This is a genomic window from Curtobacterium sp. SORGH_AS_0776 (assembly GCF_031453355.1).
Taxonomy (GTDB): Bacteria; Actinomycetota; Actinomycetes; order Actinomycetales; family Microbacteriaceae; genus Curtobacterium.
Genome location: NZ_JAVIYU010000001.1, coordinates 586,261 through 611,114 on the forward strand (window position 1 = coordinate 586,261; position 24,854 = coordinate 611,114).

Sequence of the window (24,854 nt, forward strand, 5' to 3'; positions counted from 1 at the left end):
CACGTGACCGACAACGTGCGCGACGACGGGACGACGGCTCCGTCGGCCGTCCAGGAGGCGCGGCGCGACCCCGCAGGACGCCTCGCCGCCGCCGACCACGCGCGCACCGTCGCGGAGCAGGCGGACCGGCACGCACTCACCCTGGAGTCGGTGCTCGCCGTGCTCCGGTCGCCGCGCGTGGGCGACGCGGCCGCCCGTGCCGAGGCCGTCGAGATCGCGTCGGCAGCGCTCGTCGACCTCCGGACCGTGACGGACCGGCAGCGCGGCGCGTTGCTCGAACCGGTCACGGGGGCGTTCTCGCGGCTCCGGGCCGACCTCCGTCCGCTCGTCCGGTTCGGGGACCTCGACGTGCAGTTCGTGGAACCGCCGGCGACCGGTCGGGCACTCCCCGGCGACGTCGCCCACAGCGCCCGGGCGATCGTGCGGACGGCGGTGCTCGCCCTCGTCGACGAGGGAGCTGCGCGGCGCGTCCGGATCCAGTGGGACTGCGACGGCCGGAACCTGCTCATGCAGCTCCGCGACGACGGAGCCGGCACGCTCGACGTGCACGACGACACCGTCCGGCCGATCGCCGAGCGGGTCGCGACCCTCGACGGCGAACTGCACGTGGCGTCCACGGCGGGCTGGGGGTCCGTGCTCGACATCGCGATCCCGCTCGACCCGCCGGCGGGGACGCCGGTGTCGTCGGAGGCGTCCGACCTCACGCCGCGGGAGCAGGACGTGCTGCGGCTCGTCGCCACCGGGATCGGCAACCGGGAGATCGCCGACGGGCTCGGCATCAGCCCGAACACGGTCAAGTACCACGTGGCCAACCTGCTCCGGAAGCTCGGCGCGCGGACCCGGGCGGAGCTCGCCGCGGTCAGCTCCCGGGCGTGATCCCGGCGGGGCTGAAGCGGTAGCCCATGCCCGACTCGGTCACCAGGTAGCGCGGGTGTCCCGGGTCCGGCTCGAGCTTCCGCCGCAGCTGCGCCATGTACAGCCGCAGGTACCCGGAGTCGTTGCCGTGCGACGGTCCCCACACGTCGGTGAGGAGCATCTCGCGCGTCATGAGCCGGTCGGGGTTCGTCACGAGGACCTCGAGCAGCCGCCACTCGGTCGGGGTCAGTCGGATGGCCGGACCGGACGGCGGCGTGACCTGCTTCGCGACGAGGTCGACGACGAGGTCCCCGATCGACACCGAGGGCGTCGCACCCGCGGCCGACGCTGCCGCGACCTGCCGCCGTCCGAGCGCCCGGAGTCGGGCGAGCAGCTCGTCCATCTGGAAGGGCTTCGTGACGTAGTCGTCCGCGCCGGCGTCGAGTGCGTCGACCTTGTCCGACGAGTCGGTCCGACCGGACAGCACGAGCACCGGGACCTGCGACCAGGCCCGGATGCCCTCGAGCACCCCGATGCCGTCGAGCCGGGGCATCCCGAGGTCGAGCAGCACGAGGTCGGGCCGCTCGGTGATGACCGCGTCGATCGCGGCCCGGCCGTCCCGGGCGGTGACGACGTCGTACCCGCGGGCGGCGAGCGTCACGGCGAGCGCCCGGACGAGTTGCACGTCGTCGTCGGCGATCAAGACCTTCATCGCGTACGGCCCTTCATCGGATCTCCACTCCCAGGTGTCCGGCGATCGGCAGCCGCACCACGACGGTGAGTCCGCCGCCGGGGGTGTCGTCGACCTCGATCGTGCCGCCCATGCCCTCGGTGAACCCGCGAGCGAGGGCCAGTCCGAGTCCGAGTCCGGTTGTCGTTGTCGGTGTCGCCGAGTCGCTGGAACGGCTGGAACACCTCGTCGACGCGGTCCGACGGGATGCCGGGGCCGTGGTCGGCCACCCGGAGCTCGACGCCGCCGCCGAACGCGCTCGCGGCGATGCGGACCCGGGTGTCCTCCGGGGCGTACCGCACGGCGTTGGCGAGGAGGTTCACGACGACGCGCTGCAGCAGCACGGCGTCGGCGAGCACCGGCGGGAGGTCGGCGGGCAGGTCGAGGTCGACGTCGTCCGGACCGAGCTCGAGCTCGTCGAGCGCGGGGGCGACCACCGTCTCGAGGGCGAGCGGCACCGGCGTCACGGCGAGCACCCCGGCCTGCACGCGACTGACGTCCAGCAGGTCTGCCAACAGCACCGCGAGCTGACGCAGGCTCTCGTCGGCGGTGGCGAGCAGCGCCTCCTGGTCGTCCGCCGACAACTCGATGTCCGGCGCCCGCAGCGTCTGCACGGCCGCCGAGGCGGCCGCGATCGGCCGCCGCACGTCGTGGCCGACGGCCGCGAGGATCGCGCTCCGCACCCGGTCCACCGCCGCGATGCGCTCGGCGTCGACGGCCGCGCGGGTGAGGTCGCGGTGCTCGACGGCGGCGTCGAGCTGCTGCTCGACGACGCGCAGCAGTCGGCGCTGGGTCGGGTCGTCGGGGGCGCCCGCGAACTCCAGGACGGCGCCGGACGGGAGGGACGTGGCGGCGTCCGGCGTCTCGCCGAACGTCCCGGACGTGGCCGGCACCTCGTCACCTTGCCGGATCCGGACGCCGGCGAAGCCGAAGGCCTCGCGAGTCCGGTCGAGCAGCGCCTGCAGGGCGTCGTCGCCGCGGAGCACGCTGCCGGCGATCCCCATGAGGAGGCCCGACTCGGCGGCGGCGCGGCGGGCAGCTCGCGATCGACGGGCCGAGCGGTCCACGACGAAGCTCACGAGCACGGCACTGATGACGTACATGACGAGGGCGACCAGGTGCCACGGCTGCTGCACGGTGACCCGGTGCAGGGGTTGCACGAAGAAGAAGTCGAGGCTCAGCCCGGACAGCACGGCGGCGAAGACGGCCGGCCACATCCCGCCGACGAGCGCCACCACGAGCACGAGCAGCTGGTAGGCGAGCACGTCCACGGTGATCGAGTCGGGGTCGGTGCTGAACGACAGCAGCCAGGTGAGCAGTGGACCGGCGACGAGGGAGAGCACGAACGCGGCGACGATCCGGCCGCGGGACAGGCTGCCGCCGAGCCTCGGCAGGGCGAAGCCACCGCCGGCCCGCTCGTGGGTGACGACGTGGACGTCGATGTCGCCGGACTCGCGGATGACGGTGTTGCCGATGCCCGGGCCCGTGATCGCCGCGGCGAGCCGACTGCGGCGGCTCACCCCGATGACGATCTGCGTGGCGTCGATCGACTTCGCGAACCGCACCAGGGTCGTCGGCACGTCGTCACCGACCACCTGGTGGTACGTCCCGCCGAGCTGTTCGAGCAGGGTGCGCTGCTTCCCGAGCGCCCCCGGGTGGCGCTCGCGGAGGCCGTCGTTCGTCGTGACGTGCACGGCGGCGAGCTCGCCGCCGGCGCTGCGGGCGGCGATCCGGGCGCCGCGGCGCAGCAGGGTCTCGCCCTCGGGACCGCCGGTCAGGGCGACGAGGACGCGTTCCCGGGTCTCCCACCGGTGGTCGATGCCGTGCTCGGCGCGGTAGGCCTTGAGTGCGTCGTCGACCTCGTCGGCGAGCCAGAGCAGGGCGATCTCGCGCAGGGCGGTGAGGTTGCCGAGCCGGAAGTAGTTCGACAGCGCCGCGTCGATCCGGGTCGCCGGGTAGACGAGCCCGTCCGACAGTCGCTCGCGCAGCGCCGCCGGGGCGAGGTCGACCACCTCGATCTGGTCCGCCGCGCGCACCACGGCGTCCGGGACGGTCTCGCGCTGGACGGTGCCGGTGATCTCGCGGACGACGTCGCCGAGGGACTGCATGTGCTGCACGTTCACGGTGGAGATGACGTCGATCCCGGCGTCCCGCATCGCCTCGACGTCCTGCCAGCGCTTCTCGTTCGTGCTGCCGGGCGCGTTCGTGTGGGCGAGCTCGTCGACGAGGGCGATGTCGGGCCGGCGGGCCAGCACGGCCTCGAGGTCGAGGTCGTCGAGCTGGACGCCGCGGTGCTCCACGATGCGACGGGGGACGACCTCGAGCCCGTCGACCAGTGTGGCCGTGGCTGCGCGGCCGTGGGTCTCGACGACGGCGACGACCACGTCGCGGCCCTCGGCGCGCAGTCGGTGCCCCTCTTCGAGCATCGTGAACGTCTTGCCGACACCGGGCGCCGCACCGAGCAGGACCCGCAGCTTCCCGCGCTTCACGTGCTCATCCTCTCGCGTCCGAGGGGTTCGGGGAGCGCCCGCACAACCAAAGTCCGTGCGAACCGCGGTTCCGCGCGGTTCGGTGTGACTTCGGTTGTGCGGGAGCGATCCGCGCCACCGGTCACGCCGACGCCTTCCCGAGCGCCAGGTTCAGCTCGAGCACGTTCACCACGGGCTCGCCGAGGAACCCGAGCTGCCGCGCCTCGGTGTGCTGCTCCACGAGCGTCCGCACCGCCGACTCCGACATCCCCCGCGCAGCGGCCACGCGGGACACCTGCTGCAGCGCGTACTCCGGGCTGATGTCCGGGTCGAGGCCGGAGCCCGACGCCGTCACCGCGTCCGCCGGCACCTCGGAGGCGGGGACCCCGTCGGCCTTCGCGACGGCGGCCTTGCGCTCCTCGATCGCCTTGCGGAGGTCGGGGTTCGACGGCCCGAGGTTCGATCCGCTCGACGCCCCGGCGTCGTAGCCCTTCTCCCCCGCGGCGCTCGGCCGCGACTGGAACCACCGGTCGGCTCCGCGGCCGTCGAACGACTGCCCGATGAGCGACGACCCGACGACGGTGCCGTCCGACGACGTCACCATCGAGCCGTTCGCCTGGTCGTGGAACGCGGCCTGGCCGACGCCCCACACCGCGAGCGGGTAGGCGATGCCGAGCACCACGGTGCTGAGCAGGGTGAGCCGGACGGCCACCCCGAGTGAGCGGAAGGAGGAACGAGATGCAGACGTCATGAGGAGAACCCCGGGATGAGACCGACCACGAGGTCGATGAGCTTGATGCCGATGAAGGGGACGATCACGCCGCCGAGCCCGTAGAGGAGCAGGTTCCGGCCGAGGATCGACGATGCCGAGGCGGCGCGGTAGGCGACGCCGCGGAGGGACAGCGGGATGAGCGCCACGATCACGAGCGCGTTGAAGATGACGGCGCTGAGGATCGCGGACGCGGGACTGTGCAGCCCCATGACGTTGAGCGCGGCGAGCCCGGGGAACGCCATCTGGAACATCGCGGGGATGATCGCGAAGTACTTGGCGATGTCGTTCGCGATCGAGAACGTCGTGAGCGCCCCGCGGGTGATGAGCAGCTGCTTGCCGATCCGGACGACGTCGATGAGCTTCGTCGGGTCCGAGTCGAGGTCGACCATGTTGCCGGCCTCCTTCGCCGCGGTCGTCCCGGTGTTCATCGCCACGCCGACGTCCGCCTGCGCCAGGGCCGGGGCGTCGTTCGTGCCGTCACCGGTCATCGCGACGAGGTTCCCGCCCTCCTGCTCCTTGCGGATCAGGGCGAGCTTGTCCTCCGGCGTGGCCTCGGCGAGGAAGTCGTCCACACCGGCCTCGGCGGCGATCGCCTTCGCGGTGCGCGGGTTGTCGCCGGTGATCATCACCGTGCGGATCCCCATCTCGCGCAGCTCGGCGAACCGCGCCGCCATGCCGTCCTTGACGACGTCCTTGAGGTGGACGACCCCGAGCAGCGTGACCGCACCGGAGGGTGCGCGGCGTCCGACGACGAGCGGGGTACCGCCCTGGTCCGAGACCTCGACCACCGTGGCGTCGATGGCCTGCGCGACCGCCTCGGGGACACCGGCTGAGCCGGTTGCAGCCCAGGCGAGCACTGCCGACGCGGCACCCTTGCGCACGGAGCTCCCGTCGGGCAGGTCCACGCCGGACATGCGCGTCTGTGCGGTGAAGGGCACCTCGACGGCACCGGCGGGGAGGTCCGGGGTGACGCCCGCTCCCGCGGCGAGGTCGACGATGGACCGCCCCTCGGGGGTCCCGTCCGCAGCGGACGACAGGGCGGCCGCCTCCATCAGGGCCGGCTCCGTGACACCGGGGACCGGCACCACGCGCGACGCCCGACGGTTGCCGTACGTGATCGTCCCGGTCTTGTCGAGCAGCAGGGTCGTGATGTCCCCGGCGGCCTCGACCGCACGGCCGGACATCGCCAGGACGTTGTGCTGCACGAGTCGGTCCATGCCCGCGATGCCGATCGCGGAGAGCAGCGCACCGATCGTCGTCGGGATGAGGCAGACGAGCAGGGCGATGAGCACCGGCACGCTGACGGTCGCCCCGACGAGCCCGGCGATCGGCTGCACCGTCAGGCAGACGATCACGAACACGATCGACAGCGAGGCGAGCAGGATGTTCAGCGCGATCTCGTTCGGCGTCTTCTGCCGGGCGGCACCCTCGACGAGCCGGATCATCCGGTCGATGAAGGTCTCACCAGGGGTCGACGTGATGCGCACGACGATGCGGTCCGAGAGCACCCGGGTGCCGCCGGTGACGGCACTCCGGTCGCCGCCGGACTCGCGGATGACCGGGGCGGACTCACCGGTCACGGCCGACTCGTCGACGGACGCGATGCCGTCCACGACGTCGCCGTCGCCCGGGATCACCTCGCCCGCGACGACGACCACGACGTCGCCCTTGGCGAGGTCGACGGACGCGACCTCCTCGGTCTCGTTGCCGGCCGCCGCCGCGTCGGACCGGTCGTACCGGAGCACCCGACGGGCACTCGTGGTCGAGCGGGTCTTCCGCAGCGTGTCGGCCTGCGCCTTGCCCCGGCCCTCGGCCACCGACTCCGCGAGGTTCGCGAAGACGACGGTGAGCCAGAGCCACACGGCGATGGCGATGGTGAACGCGGACGGCTCGACGACGGCTGCTGCCGTCGTCAGCGCGGCGCCGACCTCGACGATGAACATGACGGGGTTCCGCCACATCAGTCGCGGGTCGAGTTTGCGCAGGGCACCCGGGAGGCCCGCCACGAGTTGACGGGGTCCGAAGGCGGACGAGCGTGTGGCCGGCCTGGAGGCGCTGGTCGCCTCGTGCTCGGAGGTCGCGGTGGTCATGGTCTCGGCTTTCATCGGGCGAGGGCTTCTGCGAGCGGTCCCAGTGCGAGCACCGGGAAGTAGGTGAGTGCGGTCACGACGACGGCGACGCCGCCGAGCAGGACGATGAACAGCGGCCGGTGCGTGGGCAGCGTGCCGACGGTCTCCGGCACCCGGTCCTGGGTCGCGAGGGACCCGGCGAGCGCCAGCACGAACACCATCGGGACGAACCGGCCGAGCAGCATCACGACGCCGAGCGCGGAGTTCATCCACGTCGTGTTCGCCGTCAGGCCGCCGAACGCCGAGCCGTTGTTGTTCGCGCCCGAGGTGAAGGCGTAGAGGAGCTCGGACAGGCCGTGGTTGCCCGGGTTGAAGATCGACGTGCCGACGACCTGCTCGCGGACGCCCGGGAGCACCAGGGACAGGCCGGTGCCGAGGAGCACCAGGGTCGGGGTGACGAGGATGTAGAGCGACGCGAAGGTCATCTCGCGGGCCCGGATCTTCTTGCCGAGGTACTCGGGGGTCCGACCGACGAGCAGCCCGCCGATGAACACCGTGATGACCGCGAGCACGAGCATCCCGTACAGCCCGGAGCCGACGCCGCCGGGGGTGACCTCGCCGAGCATCATGTTGACGAGCGCCATCATCCCGCCGATCGGCGTGAAGCTGTCGAACATGCCGTTCACGGCGCCGGTCGACGTCGCGGTCGAGGTCGTCCCGAAGAGCGTCGTGCCGAGGATGCCGAACCGCACCTCCTTGCCCTCCATGGCGGCCCCGGCGGCGTGGGTCGCGCTGCCGCCGCCACCGAGCTCGGCGATCGACATCACCGAGAGCGAGACGAGGAAGATCGCGCCCATCACGGCGAGGATCGCGTAGCCCTGACGGTCGTCGTCCACCATGCGGCCGAACGTGCGCGGCAGCGAGAACGGGATGACGAGCATGAGGAAGACCTCGACGAGGTTCGTCCACGCCTGGGGGTTCTCGAACGGGTGCGCCGAGTTCGCGTTGAAGTAGCCGCCACCGTTCGTGCCGAGTTCCTTGATGGCCTCCTGCGAGGCGACGAACCCGTCCGGGATGTGCTGCGTCCCGCCGACCAGGGTCGTGACGTCGGTGCCGTTCCCCCACGACTGGATGACACCGCCGGCGACGAGCACGATCGCGAACACGAACGCTCCCGGCAGCAGGAGCCTGCCGGTCCCGCGGACGACGTCCACCCAGACGTTGCCGAGCGTGCCGGAGCGTCGACGGGCGAAGCCGCGGACGAGCGCCACGGCGACGGCGAGCCCGACCGCCGCGGAGAGGAAGTTCTGCACCGCGAGGCCGGCCATCTGCACCGTGTACCCGACGGTGACCTCGGGCGAGTACGACTGCCAGTTCGTGTTCGCGACGAACGACGCCGCCGTGTTGAACGCGAGCGACGGACCGACGTTCGGCAGCCCGAGGTCGCCGGGCAGCACGACCTGGATGCGCTGCAGGAGGTACACGAGCAGCAGCCCCACGGCGCTGAAGAGCAGCACGCCGCGCAGGTACGCGGGCCACGACTGCTCGGCATCGGGGTCGACGCCGATCACCCGGTAGACGCCGCGCTCGATCCGGCTGTGCCGTGTCGGCGTGAACACCCGCGCCATCCAGTCGCCGAGCGGCCGGTAGGCGACGACGAGCAGCAGCACGAGGGTGGCGACCTGGACGATCCCGGCCCACGTGTCCGCGGTGCTCATCAGAACTTCTCCGGGCGCACGAGGGCCCAGACGAGGTACACGAGCGAGGCGACGCCGAGGACGGCGGCGGCGATGGTGATGACGATCACAGCCGTTCCACCGCCTTGGCGATGAGTGCCACCACGCCGAACACGGCGAGGACACCGGCGACGACGAAGACGTCGAACACGAGGGACTCCAGAGGTTCACGGGGTCCGCGCCGGGCGACGCGGACGGCACCACGTGTGGTGCCGAACCGATGCTGGATCCGGCACCGCACCTCCAGACCCGTCCCTAACGGTTTCCTGACGCGCTCCTGACACACGCATGCGCGTCACTAACGCTCGCTCGCCCCAGCCGCTCGGCGAGCACGGCCGTCGCCGCACGGAGTTCGTCGGGCCCCTCGACGGTGAAGTCCGCGGTGGCACCGGCGAACGCCGCCGCGAGGCCCTCCCACGACCAGGAGCCGCGCGTGAGACGGCACCGGTCCGGGCCGAGCGGCTCGAGCACGGCGTCGTCGGGGAGGTACGGCGCGACGGTCTCGGCCGGCACCTCGAGGACGGCGGTGCCGGTGCACGGCCAGACGTCCTCGCGGTCGGACCCCTTGAACCGCGCGGCCACGAACGCCGCCGGATGGCCACCGGGCACGGGACGCGGTGTGAACGGCACGCGCGTCCGCATCCGCGGGGTGATGCGGTCGACGCGGTGGGTGCGCCAGTCATCGCGGTCGAGGTCCCAGTCGAGCAGGTACCAGCGGCCGTTCCGGGCGACCACCGCGTGCGGCTCGACCCGGTGGGGCGTCTCGTCGGGGCCGTACCCGAAGCGGAGGACCTCGCCGAGGTGGACTGCCTCGCTCACCGCGACGAGGACCTCCGGGTCGACGGGGGTGCGACCGGCCGACGTGACCGCGTCGATCGCGTCCACCCGTGTGCGCAGACGCGCGGGCATCACCTGCCGCACCGTCGCGAGCGCCCGGGCGGCCGATTCGGCGATGTCCGCGCCGGACGCGGGCGCCACGGCGAGCGCGATGGCGATCGCGACCGCCTGGTCGTCGTCGAACAGCAGCGGGGGCAGGTCCGCACCCGCTGCCAGCCGGTACCCGCCGGCCGGGCCACGCAGTGCCTCCACGCGGTAGCCGAGGCCGCGGAGCCGGTCGACGTCGCGGCGGAGCGTGCGCGGGCTGACCTCGAGCCGTCCGGCGAGCTCGTCGCCGGGCCAGTCCCGGTGCACCTGCAGCAGCGAGAGCAGCGCGAGCATGCGCGAGGACGGTCCGGACATGTCTCCAGTATCGGTGGAGAAGCGGACAGGATCTGACCGCAATGCCCGGGATGCTTGGTCCCATGAGCATCGAAACGACAACCCACCTCAACTTCGACGGACAGGCCCGCGCGGCCCTCGACTTCTACGCCTCGGTCTTCGGCGGCGAGGTCGCGTCCATGACCTACGGCGCGATGGGCGCCTCGGACGAGCCGGACTGGGCCGACCGCATCGTCTGGGGTCAGGTCGCCACCGACGCCGGGCTGCGCGTGATGGCCTTCGACGTCTGGCCGGGGCAGCCGTACGACCAGGGCACGAACGCCTTCTACGTGTACGTGCACGGCGACGACGCGGCCGAGCTCGAGCGGTACTGGGCGGCGCTGTCCGAGGGCGCCGAGATCCGGCAGCCGCTCGGTCCGTCGGCCTGGGCACCGCTGGCCGGACAGCTCCGCGACCGCTTCGGCGTGATCTGGGCGCTCGACGTCGCGGCGCCGACCGAGTAGCGCCGACCGAGTAGCGCGGCTCGATCAGCGACGCTGTGCGGCCCGGGGCGACCCCCGGGCCGCACGCCGTGACGTTTCCGAGCCACTTCCCCACGAAATCCGACCGCCGGTAGCGTGCCGGCATGCCCGAGTTCCGTCCGATGCCCGGCTACGAGCTCGGCGACGGGTGGGTGGCCGCGCGTCGACGTCGCTCCCGGTTCGGCCGGGTGTGGCGCTGGGCCGGCCCGCCGGTGGCGCTCCTCGCCGTCGTCGCGGCCGTCCTGCTGTTCCGCTGGTACGCCGGCGTGGCCGACCAGGTCGAGTGGGAGTGCGCCGTGTCCAGCTGCGGCACGAACGACCCGCGGTCGTTCGCACCGGAGGGGTGCTGGGCACTCCTGGTACTGGCCACGCTCGGCGTCGGACGGTTGCCGGGGCGCTGGTGGTGGCGAGCCGGAGTGCTGCTGGCGTTCGCCGTCGTCGCCGCGTGGTCGATCGACTGGTGGAGGCTGCCGGGGATGGACCTCGGGCTGTTCGTGACCCCGATCGGCGCGGGTGGTGTCGGCGCCGTGCTGCTGCTCGCCCGGATCGGGATCGCGGTCGACCGTGCACGTGGGCGAGCCCACACCGCCCGGCGGCGACCGCGGTGACGGGCGGTCAGCGCGCGGGACTCCATGTGCTGACCGTCACGGCAGCGGTGACGCTCGTCGGCGCGAACACCTGCTCCGGATCGACGTGGTGGTGGCTCGGCCCCATGTGCACCACGTCGTGGACGTCCTCGGCGGACAGCTCCATCGTCCACGTGAGGTCCTCGGCCGACCGCTGCTCGAACGCGGGCGTGAGGGAGTCGTGCAGCCGCCGTTCCTTCTCGGGGTCCACCGTGATCGTCGCCTCGGCCAGCTCCGCCAGGTGTCCGGTGCGCGGGGTCACGACGACGAGGAGGCCCTCAGGGTGCAGCACCCGCGCGTACTCCGTCTGGTTGCGTGGCGCGAAGACGTCCAACACGACCGCGGCTGCGCCGTCGACGACCGGGAGGCGCTCGGTCACGTCCCCGACGACGGCCCCCGCACGCTCGTGGATGCGAGCGGCCCGTCGGATCGCGACCGCGGACAGGTCGAGCGCGACCCCGAGCCGCGAGACGGCCTCGAGCGCGTGCGCGAGGTACGTGCCCGGCCCGGACCCCACGTCGAGGACGACACCGGGCACGTCCACGGACGCGACCGCCCGGGCCACGGCCCGTTCGACCGGTGCGTAGTGCCCCCGCCCCAGGAAGCGGAGTCGGGCGTCGACCATCTCCGGGGTGTCCGCCGTCAGCGCACGACGCTTCGCGGGCAGCAGCGTGAGGTGCCCCTGCTTGGCCTCGTCGAACCGGTGGCCCGTGGCGCAGCCGACCTGGCCACCGTCGACACGGCCGAGGGGCTCGGCGCAGACGGGGCAGGCGAGCATCGGCAGCAGGTCGTCACGCACCGGCCCAGCGTACGGGGCCTCGCTAGCCTGGCCGGATGTCGCTGCAGCAGCTCTTCGGCCTCGACGGACGCACCGCCCTGGTGACGGGAGGCAGTTCCGGCATCGGGCGAGCGATCGCCACCGCCCTCGCGGACGCCGGCGCACACGTGCTCGTCGCGGCCCGGACCGCGGCGACCATCGACGCCACCGTGGCTGCGATCCGGCAGGCGGGTGGCTCGGCCGACGGGATCGTCGCAGACCTGTCCACGCGCGCCGGAGCCCACGCCCTCGCCGACACTGCGGGCGATGTCGACGTGCTCGTCAACTCCGCGGGGATCAACCTGCGGCCGCCCATGGCCGACCTCGACGAGGACACCTGGGACGCCACGATGGCCGTGAACCTCGACGCGGCGTTCGTGCTCGGGCAGCGGCTCGCGCCCGGCATGGCCGCTCGCGGGTACGGCCGGATCATCGGCATCAGCTCCCAGCAGGCGCACCGACCCTTCGCCGCCAGCGGCGCGTACGGGGTCTCGAAGGCGGGCCTGGAGGCGCTGGCCCGGTCCCAAGCAGAGGCCTGGTCCGGGCACGGGGTCACGTCCAACGTCCTCGTCCCCGGTTTCGTCCGGACCCCGCTCAACGAACGGCTCAGTGCCGACCCCGCGACCGTCGCCGCCCTCGCGGCACGGACCCTGGTCGGGCGGAACGGGCTCGCCTCGGACTTCGCCGCCGCCGCGGTGTTCCTCGCCGGCCCCGGTTCGGCGTACGTCACGGGGCAGTCGATCGCGATCGACGGCGGGTTCTCCGTGCACTGACCCCGGTACGGTCGGGGCATGGCCGTCATCCACCGTGCAGAACTCCGCCCGTCGAAGCTCGAGGCGCTCGCCGCCTGGCTGCCGGACCAGCCCTGGAGCGGGGTCTCCGCCGGCGACGACCTCGCGATCGCCGGGAAGTTCCGGTTCGACGACCCCGCGGGCGAGGTCGGCGTCGAGACGGTCCTCGTGCGCACGACGGACGGCCGGGTGCTCCAGGCGCCGCTGACCTACCGCGGCGCTCCGCTCGACGGCGCCGAGGCCTTCCTCGTGACCGAGATGGACCACGCCGTGCTCGGACGACGCTGGGTCTACGACGCCGTGGGCGACCCGGTGTACGCGGACGTCCCGCGCCGGGCGATCGCCACGGGCGGGCACGAGGCCACCCTCGAGCGCGCCGACGGATCCGGGGCGTGGGACGCCGAGGGGACGGCATCGGGCAGCGGGTCCGACGCCGACTCCCCCACCGTGACGGCCGTGGACGCGCAGACCTCCGGCGCCCTGACCTCCGTCGCGACCGACCACGGGACGCTCGTCGTCGCCCGTGCCGTCGGGGCGGAGCTGCCCGCTGGTCGCACGCTCACCGGCAGCTGGGCCGACGGGACCGGCGTGCTCGCGGTCCTGGTGCCCTGAACCGGACCACCTGACGGCCGCGACACCCGTGGCGGGGCTGAGCCGCGCCTCCCGTCCGTCGCTCGTATCGATGCCGGTACGGACAGGGCCTGCCTGCCCGGGCACGCCGATGGCAGGATCGAGGGCGTGAAGACACTGGAGTTGCCACAGACGGACCTCACCGCCTCCGACGTCGTCGTCGGCCTGATGCGGATCAACGACATGAGCGACGAGGACATCCGCGCGCTCTACCGCGCCTCGCGCGACGCGGGCGTGACCATGTTCGACCACGCCGCGGTGTACGGCGGGTGGCACGGCTGCGAGGAGCGCTTCGGCTCGGCCGTCACCCTCTCCCCCGCCGAGCGCGCCGAGATCGTGCTGCAGACCAAGGTCGGCATCCGCCCGACCTCGAACGGCGCGTACTTCGACTTCTCGTACGAGCACATCATCGAGTCCGTGCACGAGTCCCTCACGGCACTGCAGACCGACCACATCGACGTCCTGCTGCTGCACCGTCCCGACGCCCTCGTCGAGCCGGAAGAGGTCGCGAAGGCCTTCGACGAGCTGCACGCCGCCGGCAAGGTCCACCACTTCGGCGTCTCGAACCACACGCCGGGGCAGGTCGACCTGCTGCGCCGCTCGGTGCGGCAGCCGCTCGCGTTCAACCAGGTGCAGCTGAGCATCACGCACGCGAACGTCATTGCGCAGGGCGTCACGGCGAACATGGGCGGCCTCGACCAGTCGATCGACCGCGACAACGACATCCTCAACCACTCGCGCAGCAACGACATCACGCTGCAGGCCTGGTCGCCGTTCCAGAAGGGCTTCTTCGACGGCGTCTTCCTCGGCGACCGCGAGCACTACGCCGAGCTGAACGACGTGCTCGAGGAGCTCGCGGCCGCGCACGGGGTCACCCCGACGGGCATCGCCGTGGCGTGGATCACCCGCCACCCGGCGCACTTCCAGGTCGTCCTCGGCACGACGAACCCGCAGCGCGTCCGGGACTCTGCCGCCGGGTCGGACGTCGTGCTCTCGCGCGAGGAGTGGTACCGCGTGTTCACCGCCGCGGGGCACACCGTCCCCTGAGCGGATCGGGCAGGGTGGGACCCGTGCTCCACGACCTCACCCTGCCCGTCCCCCTCGTCGCCCGCTCCGGCCCGGTCACCGTCCGGGACGCTTCGCCCGACGACCTCGACGCCCTGATGGCGCTGCTGTCAGACGACCCGATCAGTGCCGCACGCGGGGACGTCGCCGCGCCGGAGGACGAGCCGCTGTACGCCGCCGCGCTCCGGGCGATCGTCGAGGACCCGGCGAACGCGCTCCTCGTCGTGACGGACGAGCGCGGAGTCGTCGTCGGCACGCTGCAGCTCACGCGGATCCCCGGGATGGCCCGGCGTGGATCCGCCCGGCTGCTCGTCGAGGCGGTCCGGGTGAGCAGTGGCGTGCGGTCGGGCGGGATCGGCAGCGCGGTGATGCGGTGGGTGACCGAGGTCGCCGCCCGGGAACTCGGGACGCCGCTCGTGCAGTTGACCTCGGACGCAGACCGGACGGACGCGCACCGGTTCTACGAGCGGCTGGGGTTCACGGGCTCGCACGTCGGGTTCAAGTACCGCGTGCCCGGCGGGCCCGCCGGGCGCTGACGCGGGGCGCGGCGCGCGGCGCGGCGTCGCTTGCCGTCGCACAACCGAACGCGCGTCGAACCGCGGCTCCGCACGGTTCGTGGTGCTTTTGGTTGTGCGCAGCACGCGCGCTACTGCGCGGGCAGCAGCGCGCGCCGCGCGCCGCGCGGGGCGCGGGGCGCGGGTCAGTCGGCGCGGGTGGGGGCGCTCGGGACCGCCACGTCGACCGGCGACACCCCCGCGGGGTCGGCCGACGCCCCGCCGACGACGTCGAACGTGATGCCGAGCTCGGCGGCCGACTCCTCGTCGAGCTCGAGCCCGTCTTCCTTCACCTGGTCCTCGGGGATGGCACGGCCACCGGACGGGTCCCAAGAGTTCGCGATCGACATGCGCCCGAGCATGCCCGGTCCGCTTGGCAATCGCCCTGGAAACGCGTCAGAGATCGTCCGGGTGCAGGCGGTCGCCGGCCTGCGGACGTCGGAACACGGGACCGCCGCCGGCCTCGTCCTCGTCGTCGTGACGGACCGGCGAGACGCTCGGGTCGGCGGAGTCCTCGCCGACGTCGGCGCCGCGGTCCTCCTCGATCTGCAGCTCGTCCTCGTCGGAGCCGTCCACGGGGATCGAGCGGCCGTCCTGTTCGGGATCGAAGGGTGTGCTCATCGACATGGGCCGAGCATGCCCCCTCCCGGTGAACGGCGGGTCAACGCTGTCCGTCCGCCGCGATCAGCTCGAGCTGGGTGAGCGGCAGGTCGGAGACGGCCGTGAACGTGAAGGCCGTCCCGGAGCCCTGCAACCGGAACACCCGGGTCTGCCCGGCCCAGTCGAACACCGCGTCCTGCACGGCGACGCGGGTGTCCCCGAGCGCGGCCTCCCACGAGTGGACCCCGGGTTCCGCCGCGGTGACCGTGTAGAGCGAGGTCGGGACGTCGGGGACGTCGAACGACACCGAGGTCCCCGCGGCGAGCGCCGTGACCGTCCGCCCCGTGTCGTCGACGAGCGAGGAGGCGGGCGACGGGAGGTCGGCGGACGACAGGCCGACCGGCAGCAGGTCGACGGGGGTGTCCCGGTACCCGTGCACGTCGGACGCGGACACCGGGCGGGTGTCCGATGCCCAGCCCTGCGGCTCGGGCGACAGCGTGAACACGATCCGCGACGCCGACACCACCACCGAGTGGGGGATGCTCACCGACGTCCAGGGTGAGCCGTCGACCGTCACCGACGCGACGTACGCGCCCTCGGAGCCGTCGGCGACCTCGATGACGGTGGGCGCGCCTCCCGGCTGCTGCAGCACCGTCCTGCGGACCGACGGCGGCACGAGGACGTAGGTGCCCGTGGACGGCGCCAGCGGGTAGAGGCCGATCGTCGCGAAGACGTACCAGGCGCTCATCTCGCCGTTGTCCTCGTCGCCGGGGTAGCCCTGCCCGAGGTCGGACCCGACGAAGAGCCGGTGCAGCGCCTCGCGGACGATGCGGTGCGCATCGTCGTGCCGCCCGGTGAACATCGGGAAGAACGGGATGTGGTGCGCGGGCTGGTTGGAGAGCCCGAGCATCCCCATCCGCACGTCGCGGGCCTCGGTCATCTCGTGGATCGGGAAGCCGTACGAGCCGGAGCGGACGGTCGCGCCGGTCTCCGGGGTGGTGAAGAACGCGTCGAGCGCGGCGTCGAAGCGGGACGGGCCGCCGTGCAGGTCGACGACGCCGGCGCCGTCGTGCGGAGCGGTGAAGGCGGTCCCCCACGCGTTCGTCTCGGTGTAGTCGTCGCCCCAGTCCCGCGGGTCGAACTCGGTGCCGACCCGCCACGACCCGTCGGGGTCGCGCCCGATGAAGAAGCCCCGTTCGGAGTCGAACACGTTCCGGTACTGCAGGGACCGACGGGCGAACCACTCCGACTCGGCCTCGTAGCGGGCGAGGTCGGCGGGTGTCCGGGCGCGCGAGGCGAGCAGGCCCGCCATGACGGCGAGGCTCCAGTCGTTGATGGCCGCGTCGAGGGTCCAGCTCATCCCCTCGTGGGTCGCGGTGTCGACGTGGCCGCGGAAGGCACCCGGGAGGCTCCCCTTGCGTCCGACACGCTCGTCGCGCGGCGGGACGGTCGCGTTCCGCAGTGCGCTGCGGTACGCCTGCGCGAGGTCGAACCCGGTGACGCCCTTCACCGCGAGGTCCGCGAAGACGGTGTCGCTCGTGGTGCCCGTCATGCAGTCCTCGGCGCCGGGCGCACTCCACCGGGGCGTCCACCCGCCGTCGTGGTGGTGCTCGACGAAGCCCTGCGCGAGGTGGCCCGCCGTCTCCGGGGTGAGCAGGGCGAGGAGCGGCCAGGCGGTCCGGTAGGTGTCCCAGAAGCCGTTCGTGGTGGTGAACGGCCCGTCGACGACCTCGGGTCCGGGCTCGTCGCGGATCGGCTCGGCATGCACGGACCCGTACGGGGAGCGGTGCCGGGGAACCCCGTCGCGCGCGGTCTCGCCGGCACGGTTCGGGTAGAGGAACAGGCGGTAGAGCCCCGAGTACAGGCTCGTCAGCTGGTCGGGGGTCGCACCCTCGACGGAGAGCGTGGCGAGCTCGTCCGTCCAGAGCCGCTCGGCACGGGCGCGCATGGTGTCGAAGGGGCCGGCGGCGTCCAGGTTCGCGCGGGCGTCCTCGAACGAGACCGTGGAGATCCCGAGCAGCACGTCGGTGCCCTCGGCCTCGTCGGACAGCGACAACCAGCCGCGGAGCTGCTGCTCGCCGACGGTGGTGTGGTCGGCCGTCACCCCGGGGACCTGCAGGTGCACGAAGTGGGGCGGGGTGCCCGGACGGTCGTCGAGCAGGACCTCGACCACGGCGGTGCCGTCCGTGACCGTCACCGAGACGTCCGAGACCCGGCCGTGGTGGTCGAGCACGATGCTCCGGGTGCCTGTGAACCGGAAGCCGAGGGCGAACTCCCCCGCGGTCATCTCGGCCGTGACGTCCTGGTCGAGGGCGACCCGGTAGCGGTGCGGGCCGTCCTGCTCGTCGTCGTGGTCGAAGCCGAGGGCGCGGGTGGCCCGGTCGGGATCGGGGGTGTCGAGCGGGGAGGGCATGACCTGGAAGACGCCCCGGTCCCCCATCCACGGGGACGGGATGTGGCTCGTGGCGAAGGCCTGGATCGCCGGGCGGACCCGGCCGGTCGCGTCGGTGCGGTCGTGCTCCTGGTAGGCGTACGGCCAGCGGTTGCTCGAGGCGTCGGTCATGGGCAGGCCGAAGACCCCACCGTGCGGGATGCCGACCAGCGGGGCGTTGTTGCCGCGGGAGAACCGGGATGACGCCTGCGTGCCGCGGGTCGTGCGGACGTGGTCGAGCGGGGTGCGCGGGACGGGGCGCGCGGGCCCGATGCGGACGGCGTCGAGCCAGCCGCGGAGGTGCGGGCGCGACCCGTCTGCGGTCGTGGGGTGCGGGGCGGAGCCGAGCCGCGCCTCCAGGCGGTCCACGACCCGGCCAGCGAGCAGGGTGAGGTCCACCGCCCGACGGTTCCACTGGTCGACCCACTGCTTGCGCGCGGCGTCCTGCGCCTCCGGCGTGAGCGCATCGCCGTACTGGTCGCGCGCCGCGTCGCTCAGCCGCGTGCCGTCGGTACAGACCAGGTCGAGCGCGAACGCCGTCGCGTCCCAGAAGTGCGGCAGGTCGTCCTCGGTGGGTTCCGTCGCACCGTCCGGCAGCACGCGCTCCGGGAACCACACCCACGAGAGTTCGTCACCCGACTCGATCGTCCGACCGGCGAACCCGGGGACGACCGCGGCGGCGACGTGCTCACCCGCCGGTCGTTCGACCAGCCAGCCCTCCGCCGAACCGAAGCCGACACCGTTCCGCGCGGCGACGGCCGTCGTCGGGCCACCGCTCCGTTGCAGTTCTCGCACCGGCCCAGCGTATTTGGTCCACCGTCTGGAGGAAAACCCTCGGCGTGTCAGCCCTTGTTGTGCCCCGGCGCGTTCGCCGAGTTCCCCGGGCCGGAGCCGGAGCCGGAGCCGCCCGGACCACTGGTGTCGACGGCAGGGTCGGCGCCGTCTTGCGGAGCCTGCACGGGGTTGGACGCCGGGCTCGACGGCTGCGGCCCCACCGAGGGGTCGTCCGCCGGGTCGCTCGGCTGTGCCGGCTCGGACGGCTGTTCGGCCGGTTCGGACGGCTGCTGTGCGGGCTCGGACGGCTGCTCGGCCGGTTCGGAGGGCTGCTCCGCCGGCTCGGACGGCTGCTCCGCCGGCTCACTCGGCTGCTGGTCGTCGGTCGAGGGTGAGCTCGACTCGGTCGGTGCCGGCGTCGACCCGTCGTCCCCGTTCAGGGCGAACACGGCGACGACGATGCCGGCGAGCACGAGCACACCGATCACCACGGCGGCGATGATCGGCCCGCGTCGGCGCCGAGGTCGGTCGTCCGGTGCCGGCGCCGGGGGCGCCGCGACCGGGCCACGGGGGCCTCCGGCATGGCCGACCGCTCCGGTCGCGCCGTCCGCACCGCGGCCCCCCTGCGCGCCGAGCACCGTGGTCGCGACGTCGTCGGAGGCGTTCGGCCGCTGCGCGTCCAGGACGCGCGTCGCGTCGTCGGCGCCGCCGGGCTGCGCGGTCGGCATGGCTCGCGTGGCGGCGTCGGCCCCGGAGGCGCGACTCGCCGGCATCGCCTGCGTCGCCTCGTCCGCACGGGCGGCACCCGCAGCGCCCGCCGCCGCGGCACCGGCCGCCGCGCCCGCCACGGCCGGCGTGACCGTGCCGGGACCGCCTGGGAGGAGCTGCGTGGCCGGAGCGGCGTCGTCGTGGCCGAGCGCACGGAGTCGCTGTGCCGCCTCGGCCGCCGAGGGCCGGTCCGCCGGGTCCTGCGCGGTCATGACGTGCAGGAGCGTGCGCCAGGCGGTGGGCAGGTGTGGGTCGATCTCCGGACCGCGGGTGAGGCGAGCGGTCGCGGACTCGACCGCGCTGCCCGGGAACGGCTGCTTGCCGGTGAGCGCCTCGAGGAGCATGAGCCCGAGCGCGTACACGTCGGCCTTGCCGGTGATCGGCTGCGCCAGGACCTGCTCCGGTGCGATGTACGCCGCCGTGCCCATTACCGTGCCGGTCTGGGTGGCCCGGGCGCCGTCCCGCAGCAGGGCGATGCCGAAGTCCGCGAGCTTGACGTGGACGCCGTCGCTCTCGAGCAGCACGTTCGCCGGCTTCACGTCGCGGTGGACGATGCCCTGCGCGTGCGCCGCCGCGAGGCCGTCCGCGACCTGCGCCCCGACACCGGCGGCGGTGGCACGGTCGAGCGGCCCCTCGCGCAGTCGCGTCGCGAGGTCGCTGCCCGGGACGAGTTCCATCACGAGGTACGAGTCGCCGTCGACGTCGTCGAGCGCGGCGTCGTACAGGGTCACGAGTGCCGGGCTGCGGAGCGCCGCGAGGGTCTGGATCTCCGCCTCGGCACGGGCGCGTTCGCCGTGGTCGACCGCTCCGATGCGGAAGACCTTGACCGCCACCTCACGCCCGAGCTGCTCGTCGACCGCTCGGTAGACGGAGGCCATGCCGCCGTGCCCGAGCGTTCCCGTGACGCGGTACCGACCGCCGAATACCCGTTCTTCCATGCGGGGCAACCTACCGGGACGACCTGACGGGTCGCGCACCGCGGCGGAGCGCCGTGAGGTAGAGCCGGTGCGCCGTGATCACCAGCGCGAGCCAGGCGAGCCCGAGCGCCCACGCCGCCAGGACGTCGGTCAGCCAGTGGTGGCCGAGGAACACCCGCGAGATGCCGACCGAGACGACGAAGAAGGTGCCGGCGACGATCGTCAGCACCCGGGTCACGAGCTTCGACTGCCGGAGGAGCAGCAGGTACACGATCGTCCCGACGATGACGGTCGCGTTGAGCGTGTGCCCGGACGGGAACGACGGCGAGTGCTCGTACGGCGGGACGGCATCGCGCAGCGGCGGGCGGGCACGGCCGATGAGGTCCTTGCCCGCGATGGTCATGAGCAGGGACCCGCCCGCGGCCGCGACGAGCAGCACGAGGGGCGTCCAGGCACGACGCTGGATCGTGAAGCCGACGAGGAACCCCAGGGCGACGATCGGCATCCCGATGGTGCCGGCGACGTCCGTCCACCAGGTCACGAGGGTGTCGGCCGTCGGCGACCGGAGCGTGAGCATCCAGTCGAGCACGGGGCGGTCGAGCACGGCGACGTCGTCGGCCTCGCGCACGGCGTCGTAGACCTCGGACGCCGCCCAGGTGGCGGTCACGGCGACCCCGATGCCGATCGCGAGGGTGACCACGAGCAGCGGGAGCGCACCCCAGCGGTGGCCGAGCGCTGCCCAGCCGTCCGCGGATGCCCGGCCGGCGCGGGTGCGCCACGTCGTGAGGTCGACGTCGCCGACGCGCTGGTCGGGGGCCTCGGGGTGATCGGTCTGCATCGACCCACCCTGCCCGAGTCCCGGTGTGCGGGTGCGGTGCGCCGGACGCAGGGCGCGCAGGTGCGCGGCGTCAGTCCTTCGCGGCGCCGTAGTCGTCGACGACCGCCACCGAGAGCGGGAACACCACCGGGAAGTCGCGGAAGAGCAGTCGCCCGGCATCGGCGGCGGCGGCCCGGATCTGCTCGGCCACCCACTCGGCGTGCTCGGCCGGGGTGTGCACCACGATCTCGTCGTGCACGAAGAACACCAGGTGCGGGCCGTCCGTCACCGGCCCCGGGAAGTGCTCGGCGAGCCGCGAGCGCAACGACCCCATCCACGCCAGCGCCCACTCGGCAGCGGTGCCCTGCACGATGAAGTTCCGGGTGAACCGCCCCCAGCTCCGTGCCCGCGACTCCACCGCCCGCTGCATCGCCGGCGTCCCCTCGACCGTGTAGGCCTGGTTCCGCGCCGCGAACCACGAGGCGTCCGGCACCGGTGACGTCCGGCCGAGCAACGTCGTCACGGGTTCGCCCCGCTCCCCCGCCCGGGCTGCCCGGCTGACGAGTCCGAGGGCGGCCGGGAACGCCCGCTCGAGCCGCGGGACGAGCCGCCCGCCCTCGCCCTGGGTCGCCCCGTACATCGCGCCGAGCATCGCGCCCTTGGCCTGCTGCCGGGTCTCGACCGCTCCGGAGGCCACGACGCCGTCGTACAGGTCGCGCCCGTCGCCGGCCGCCGCCATCGCACGGTCGCCGGCCATCGCCGCGAGCACCCGGGGCTCCAGCTGCGCCGCGTCGGCCACCACGAGCTTCCACCCGTCGTCCGCGACCACGGCGGCGCGGATGCCCTTCGGCAGCTGCATCGCTCCCCCGCCGTCGGCCGCCCAGCGCCCGGTGACGACCCCGCCGACCAGGTACTTCGGGTGGAACCGACCGTCGTGCACCCACTCGTCGAGCCAGGTCCAGCCGTTCGCGGTCAGCAGCCGGGCGAGCCGCTTGTACTCGAGCAGCGGTTCGATGACCGGGTGCTCGATCTCCTGCAGCTCCCACTTCCGTGTGCTCGTGACCATCAGGCCGGCTCGGCGCAGGGACTTCAGGACGTCGGCGGGCGAGTCCGGGTTGAGCGACGGGTCACCGAGCCGCTCGCGCACGACGGCCGCGATCTCCTCGAGCCGCCGAGGGCGCACGCCGTACGGCACCCGCGGTCCGAGCGCGTCCTCGAGCAGTCGTTCGTGCACGTCGGCGCGCCAGGGCAGCCCGGCGTGGAGCATCTCCGCCGCCACGAGCGCGCCGGCGGACTCCGCCGTCACCAGGAGCCGCAGCGCACCCGGCGCGGTCGACGACGCGACCGCGTCGAGCTGCGCCCGCAGCTCTGCCACCGGGTCCAGCTCGTCGTCGGGAGGCGACACGTCGAAGAGCGCGTCGTCGAAGAGGCGGGCGTGCGTCGGGCGGGTGACCCGCGCCTCCTGGACGGCGGCGTCCCATCCGTCGACGGGCGCGGCGGCGAGCGCGGTGTCCCGAGCCGCGAGGGCCGATCGCAGGATGCGGCGGCACAGGCGCAGGTCGATGCAGCGTCCGACCCGGCCGCCGGCCGCGAGCACGGCCGGGTACCAGCGCGCGGTGTCGTCCCACACCCAGCGCACGTCGGGCGCGTCCCGGGACGCGACGAACGCCGGGAGGCGCGGCTCGTCCACCCGGATCGGCTCGCCGTCTGCGGTCCCCGCGTCGGTCAGGGGCGTCGCGAGGACGCCGCCGTCGACGCGGCGGAGGACGAGGTGCACGGAACGATCATGCCGTGCGCCACCGTCAGTCCGGTGATCAGCTCATCCGGTCACTGCGCGGGGTCCTCCCGCGGATCCGTCGCTCCGGGGTCGCCGGGGCGGACCGCGGCGCTGTCGGAGACGTCGATGCGGACGTCGCCGTCCTCGGCGCGGGACACCTCGACCCGTGGGTCGGCGTCGTGCTCGTCGGAGCCGGACATGCGTCGGAAGGTGTCCTGGCGGCGTTCTTCGAAGGACATGTCGACACCGTCGTCGAGGTGGTCGCGGTCGGGCTTCGTCATGGGAGGGACGGTACTCAGCAGAGCGGGACGTTCACCGCGAGCCCGCCCATCGCGGTCTCCTTGTACTTCGTGGACATGTCGGCGCCGGTCTGCCGCATCGTCTCGACGACCTGGTCGAGCGACACGTGGTGCACGCCGTCACCCCGGAGCGCCATCCGCGCCGCGTTGATCGCCTTGTTCGCGGCGATGGCGTTCCGCTCGATGCACGGGATCTGGACGAGCCCGCCGATCGGGTCGCAGGTGAGCCCGAGGTTGTGCTCCATGGCGATCTCGGCGGCGTTCTCGACCTGCTCGGGCGTTCCTCCGAGCACTTCGGCGAGCCCTGCGGCGGCCATCGACGCCGCCGATCCGACCTCGCCCTGGCAGCCGACCTCGGCGCCGGAGATCGACGCGCGCTCCTTGTAGATCGAACCGACGGCGCCCGCGGTCAGCAGGAAGCGCACCACGGTGTCGTCGCGGTTCGCCGGCGTGACCGTCGGCACGTAGGTGAGCGCGTAGTAGAGGACGGCGGGGATGATGCCGGCGGCACCGTTCGTCGGAGCGGTGACCACCCGTCCACCGGTGGCGTTCTCCTCGTTGACGGCCATCGCCATGAGGTTCACCCACTCCATCGCGAAGAGCGGGTCGTGCCCGGGGTCGTCGGCGGTGAGCTGCTCGAACCAGTTCGCGGCGCGGCGTCGAACGGTGAGCCCGCCCGGGAGCGTGCCCGAGCGTTCGACGGACCGTTCGACGCAGGACTCCATGACGCCGTGGATGCGGAGGAGGCCGGCCCGGACTTCGTCGGCGCTGCGCGTGGCGGTCTCGTTGGCGAGTGCGACCCCGCTGACCGGCAGACCGCTCGCCGCGCAGGCCGCGAGCAGCTCGGCGCCGCTCGAGAACGGGTACGGCACAGCGTCGTCGACGGGGATCGCGGTCTCGGCGACGTCCCCATCGGAGTCATTCGTGATGAACCCGCCGCCGATCGAGTAGTACGTCTCCTCGGCGATGGTCGCCCCGGACGCGTCGTCGGCGCGGAGGCGCATCGCGTTCGGGTGGCGGGGGAGCATCGTCAGCGGGTGGAGCACGATGTCGGCGAGCCGGAACCGGACGCTCGACCCGCCCTGGAGCCCGAGCACGCCGGTCTCCTCGAGCTCGGCGAGCGATCGGGTCATCGCGTCGGGGTCCACGGTCTCGGGGTCCGACCCCATCAGGCCGGCGACGACCGCGCCGAGCGTCCCGTGGCCCTGACCGGTCGAGGCCAGCGAGCCGTAGAGGTGGACGGCGATCGTCGCGACGGGAGCCTCGGCCACGCGGGCGGCGAAGGCGCGTCCGGCCCGCATCGGTCCGACGGTGTGGGAACTCGACGGACCGATCCCGATGCTGAACAGATCGAAGACGGAGACCGGCACCCCGCCACACTAACCCGTCCGGACGGGTGGGGGATCAGCGCCGGGAGCCCTGGTTCGGCATGAGGATCCAGAGGACGACGTAGGCGATCCAGAGCGGCCCCGGGAAGAAGCTCAGGATGACCCAGGCGATGCGGACGAGGGTGCGGGACCAGCCGAACCGGTCGGCGATGCCGGCACAGACCCCGGCGAGGAGGCGGCCGGTGCGGGGGCGGATGAGTGTGTTCATGTCATCGACGGTACGGAGGATCG

At 73.2% G+C, this 24,854-nt stretch carries 24 protein-coding genes and 2 pseudogenes; 7 read left to right on the forward strand and 19 right to left on the reverse strand.

The window, feature by feature from the left end:
- Positions 1-3: 3 nt before the first annotated feature.
- The gene (locus tag QE359_RS02895) at positions 4-876 is read left to right on the forward strand and encodes a LuxR C-terminal-related transcriptional regulator (protein WP_309777455.1); all 873 of its coding nucleotides are present in this window, start codon (positions 4-6) and stop codon (positions 874-876) included.
- Here the strand turns inward: QE359_RS02895 and QE359_RS02900 are convergent.
- The 9 genes and pseudogenes from QE359_RS02900 to QE359_RS02935 all read right to left on the reverse strand — a co-directional run bounded on the left by QE359_RS02900 (position 860) and on the right by QE359_RS02935 (position 9,869).
- Complete coding sequence (locus QE359_RS02900) at positions 860-1,567, reverse strand: response regulator (protein WP_070417615.1); 708 nt, start codon at positions 1,565-1,567, stop codon at positions 860-862. The two genes, QE359_RS02895 and QE359_RS02900, sit on opposite strands and share 17 nt — an antisense overlap.
- 13 nt (positions 1,568-1,580) lie before the next feature.
- Positions 1,581-2,688: pseudogene (locus QE359_RS19030) on the reverse strand (sensor histidine kinase).
- A pseudogene (locus QE359_RS19035) lies at positions 2,671-4,011 on the reverse strand (DUF4118 domain-containing protein); the annotation flags it as partial. The pseudogenes QE359_RS19035 and QE359_RS19030, both read right to left, overlap by 18 nt.
- 184 nt (positions 4,012-4,195) lie before the next feature.
- A complete protein-coding gene (gene kdpC / locus QE359_RS02910) occupies positions 4,196-4,804 on the reverse strand; it encodes a potassium-transporting ATPase subunit KdpC (RefSeq protein ID WP_309777458.1) in 609 nt (202 codons plus the stop codon).
- Positions 4,801-6,915: a potassium-transporting ATPase subunit KdpB gene (kdpB, locus tag QE359_RS02915; RefSeq protein ID WP_309777459.1), complete on the reverse strand. Its 2,115-nt coding sequence runs from the start codon at positions 6,913-6,915 to the stop codon at positions 4,801-4,803. Before kdpB ends, kdpC begins: the two co-directional genes overlap by 4 nt.
- 11 nt (positions 6,916-6,926) lie before the next feature.
- Positions 6,927-8,612: a potassium-transporting ATPase subunit KdpA gene (gene kdpA, locus QE359_RS02920; RefSeq protein ID WP_309777461.1), complete on the reverse strand. Its 1,686-nt coding sequence runs from the start codon at positions 8,610-8,612 to the stop codon at positions 6,927-6,929.
- Positions 8,612-8,701 carry a K(+)-transporting ATPase subunit F gene (gene kdpF / locus QE359_RS02925; RefSeq protein ID WP_070417610.1) on the reverse strand — a complete coding sequence of 30 codons (90 nt, stop codon included), beginning with the start codon at positions 8,699-8,701 and terminating at the stop codon, positions 8,612-8,614. Before kdpF ends, kdpA begins: the two co-directional genes overlap by 1 nt.
- The gene (locus QE359_RS02930; protein WP_309777464.1) at positions 8,698-8,871 is read right to left on the reverse strand and encodes a hypothetical protein; all 174 of its coding nucleotides are present in this window, start codon (positions 8,869-8,871) and stop codon (positions 8,698-8,700) included. Before QE359_RS02930 ends, kdpF begins: the two co-directional genes overlap by 4 nt.
- A 14-nt stretch (positions 8,872-8,885) precedes the next feature.
- A complete protein-coding gene (locus QE359_RS02935) occupies positions 8,886-9,869 on the reverse strand; it encodes a WYL domain-containing protein (RefSeq protein WP_309777465.1) in 984 nt (327 codons plus the stop codon).
- A 62-nt stretch (positions 9,870-9,931) separates the two neighbouring features.
- Here QE359_RS02935 and QE359_RS02940 point away from each other — a divergent pair, with 62 nt between their 5' ends.
- Positions 9,932-10,351 carry a VOC family protein gene (locus tag QE359_RS02940; RefSeq protein WP_071302439.1) on the forward strand — a complete coding sequence of 140 codons (420 nt, stop codon included), beginning with the start codon at positions 9,932-9,934 and terminating at the stop codon, positions 10,349-10,351.
- Positions 10,352-10,473: 122 nt separating this feature from the next.
- The gene (locus QE359_RS02945; protein WP_309777468.1) at positions 10,474-10,977 is read left to right on the forward strand and encodes a hypothetical protein; all 504 of its coding nucleotides are present in this window, start codon (positions 10,474-10,476) and stop codon (positions 10,975-10,977) included.
- Positions 10,978-10,984: 7 nt separating this feature from the next.
- Here QE359_RS02945 and QE359_RS02950 read toward each other — a convergent pair whose 3' ends face one another.
- Positions 10,985-11,794: a putative RNA methyltransferase gene (locus QE359_RS02950; protein ID WP_309777469.1), complete on the reverse strand. Its 810-nt coding sequence runs from the start codon at positions 11,792-11,794 to the stop codon at positions 10,985-10,987.
- Positions 11,795-11,829: 35 nt separating this feature from the next.
- Here QE359_RS02950 and QE359_RS02955 point away from each other — a divergent pair, with 35 nt between their 5' ends.
- The 4 genes from QE359_RS02955 (at position 11,830) to QE359_RS02970 (ending at position 14,834) form a co-directional block, all read left to right on the forward strand.
- The gene (locus tag QE359_RS02955) at positions 11,830-12,585 is read left to right on the forward strand and encodes an SDR family oxidoreductase (RefSeq protein WP_309777470.1); all 756 of its coding nucleotides are present in this window, start codon (positions 11,830-11,832) and stop codon (positions 12,583-12,585) included.
- Positions 12,586-12,603: 18 nt separating this feature from the next.
- Positions 12,604-13,215, forward strand: coding sequence for a CG0192-related protein (locus QE359_RS02960; protein WP_309777471.1), 612 nt, complete (start codon positions 12,604-12,606; stop codon positions 13,213-13,215).
- A 126-nt stretch (positions 13,216-13,341) separates the two neighbouring features.
- Positions 13,342-14,280, forward strand: a complete 939-nt coding sequence (locus tag QE359_RS02965; protein WP_309777472.1) for an aldo/keto reductase — start codon at positions 13,342-13,344, stop codon at positions 14,278-14,280.
- Between the two features lie 23 nt (positions 14,281-14,303).
- Positions 14,304-14,834, forward strand: a complete 531-nt coding sequence (locus tag QE359_RS02970) for a GNAT family N-acetyltransferase (RefSeq protein WP_309777473.1) — start codon at positions 14,304-14,306, stop codon at positions 14,832-14,834.
- A gap of 164 nt (positions 14,835-14,998) precedes the next feature.
- Here QE359_RS02970 and QE359_RS02975 read toward each other — a convergent pair whose 3' ends face one another.
- The 9 genes from QE359_RS02975 to QE359_RS03015 all read right to left on the reverse strand — a co-directional run bounded on the left by QE359_RS02975 (position 14,999) and on the right by QE359_RS03015 (position 24,831).
- Entirely contained in the window at positions 14,999-15,202 is a 204-nt protein-coding gene (locus QE359_RS02975) for a hypothetical protein (RefSeq protein ID WP_139201893.1), read from the reverse strand.
- A gap of 46 nt (positions 15,203-15,248) precedes the next feature.
- The gene (locus tag QE359_RS02980; RefSeq protein WP_070417603.1) at positions 15,249-15,479 is read right to left on the reverse strand and encodes a hypothetical protein; all 231 of its coding nucleotides are present in this window, start codon (positions 15,477-15,479) and stop codon (positions 15,249-15,251) included.
- 34 nt (positions 15,480-15,513) lie between these two features.
- The gene (locus tag QE359_RS02985) at positions 15,514-18,678 is read right to left on the reverse strand and encodes a GH92 family glycosyl hydrolase (RefSeq protein ID WP_309777477.1); all 3,165 of its coding nucleotides are present in this window, start codon (positions 18,676-18,678) and stop codon (positions 15,514-15,516) included.
- A gap of 47 nt (positions 18,679-18,725) precedes the next feature.
- Positions 18,726-20,363 carry a protein kinase domain-containing protein gene (locus tag QE359_RS02990; RefSeq protein ID WP_309777478.1) on the reverse strand — a complete coding sequence of 546 codons (1,638 nt, stop codon included), beginning with the start codon at positions 20,361-20,363 and terminating at the stop codon, positions 18,726-18,728.
- A gap of 10 nt (positions 20,364-20,373) precedes the next feature.
- Positions 20,374-21,180 carry a phosphatase PAP2 family protein gene (locus QE359_RS02995; RefSeq protein ID WP_071295652.1) on the reverse strand — a complete coding sequence of 269 codons (807 nt, stop codon included), beginning with the start codon at positions 21,178-21,180 and terminating at the stop codon, positions 20,374-20,376.
- Positions 21,181-21,250: 70 nt separating this feature from the next.
- Positions 21,251-22,936, reverse strand: a complete 1,686-nt coding sequence (locus QE359_RS03000; RefSeq protein WP_309777480.1) for a bifunctional 3'-5' exonuclease/DNA polymerase — start codon at positions 22,934-22,936, stop codon at positions 21,251-21,253.
- Positions 22,937-22,986: 50 nt separating this feature from the next.
- Positions 22,987-23,217, reverse strand: coding sequence for a hypothetical protein (locus QE359_RS03005; RefSeq protein WP_309777483.1), 231 nt, complete (start codon positions 23,215-23,217; stop codon positions 22,987-22,989).
- A gap of 14 nt (positions 23,218-23,231) precedes the next feature.
- Positions 23,232-24,605, reverse strand: a complete 1,374-nt coding sequence (locus QE359_RS03010; RefSeq protein ID WP_309777484.1) for an L-serine ammonia-lyase — start codon at positions 24,603-24,605, stop codon at positions 23,232-23,234.
- 34 nt (positions 24,606-24,639) lie between these two features.
- On the reverse strand, positions 24,640-24,831 hold the full coding sequence (locus tag QE359_RS03015; RefSeq protein WP_309777485.1) for a PspC domain-containing protein: 192 nt from the start codon (positions 24,829-24,831) through the stop codon (positions 24,640-24,642).
- Between the last annotated feature and the right edge of the window lie 23 nt (positions 24,832-24,854).

Excerpts from the sequence above, each read along its gene's own strand:
- QE359_RS02900 (WP_070417615.1), bottom strand. The coding sequence starts at position 1,567 with ATGAAGGTCTTGATCGCCGACGACGACGTGCAACTCGTCCGGGCGCTC.
- kdpC (WP_309777458.1), bottom strand. The coding sequence starts at position 4,804 with ATGACGTCTGCATCTCGTTCCTCCTTCCGCTCACTCGGGGTGGCCGTC.
- kdpB (WP_309777459.1), bottom strand. The coding sequence starts at position 6,915 with ATGACCACCGCGACCTCCGAGCACGAGGCGACCAGCGCCTCCAGGCCG.
- kdpA (WP_309777461.1), bottom strand. The coding sequence starts at position 8,612 with ATGAGCACCGCGGACACGTGGGCCGGGATCGTCCAGGTCGCCACCCTC.
- QE359_RS02935 (WP_309777465.1), bottom strand. The coding sequence starts at position 9,869 with ATGTCCGGACCGTCCTCGCGCATGCTCGCGCTGCTCTCGCTGCTGCAG.
- QE359_RS02940 (WP_071302439.1), top strand. The coding sequence starts at position 9,932 with ATGAGCATCGAAACGACAACCCACCTCAACTTCGACGGACAGGCCCGC.
- QE359_RS02945 (WP_309777468.1), top strand. The coding sequence starts at position 10,474 with ATGCCCGAGTTCCGTCCGATGCCCGGCTACGAGCTCGGCGACGGGTGG.
- QE359_RS02955 (WP_309777470.1), top strand. The coding sequence starts at position 11,830 with ATGTCGCTGCAGCAGCTCTTCGGCCTCGACGGACGCACCGCCCTGGTG.
- QE359_RS02960 (WP_309777471.1), top strand. The coding sequence starts at position 12,604 with ATGGCCGTCATCCACCGTGCAGAACTCCGCCCGTCGAAGCTCGAGGCG.
- QE359_RS02975 (WP_139201893.1), bottom strand. The coding sequence starts at position 15,202 with ATGTCGATCGCGAACTCTTGGGACCCGTCCGGTGGCCGTGCCATCCCC.
- QE359_RS02980 (WP_070417603.1), bottom strand. The coding sequence starts at position 15,479 with ATGTCGATGAGCACACCCTTCGATCCCGAACAGGACGGCCGCTCGATC.
- QE359_RS02990 (WP_309777478.1), bottom strand. The coding sequence starts at position 20,363 with ATGGAAGAACGGGTATTCGGCGGTCGGTACCGCGTCACGGGAACGCTC.
- QE359_RS02995 (WP_071295652.1), bottom strand. The coding sequence starts at position 21,180 with ATGCAGACCGATCACCCCGAGGCCCCCGACCAGCGCGTCGGCGACGTC.
- QE359_RS03005 (WP_309777483.1), bottom strand. The coding sequence starts at position 23,217 with ATGACGAAGCCCGACCGCGACCACCTCGACGACGGTGTCGACATGTCC.
- QE359_RS03015 (WP_309777485.1), bottom strand. The coding sequence starts at position 24,831 with ATGAACACACTCATCCGCCCCCGCACCGGCCGCCTCCTCGCCGGGGTC.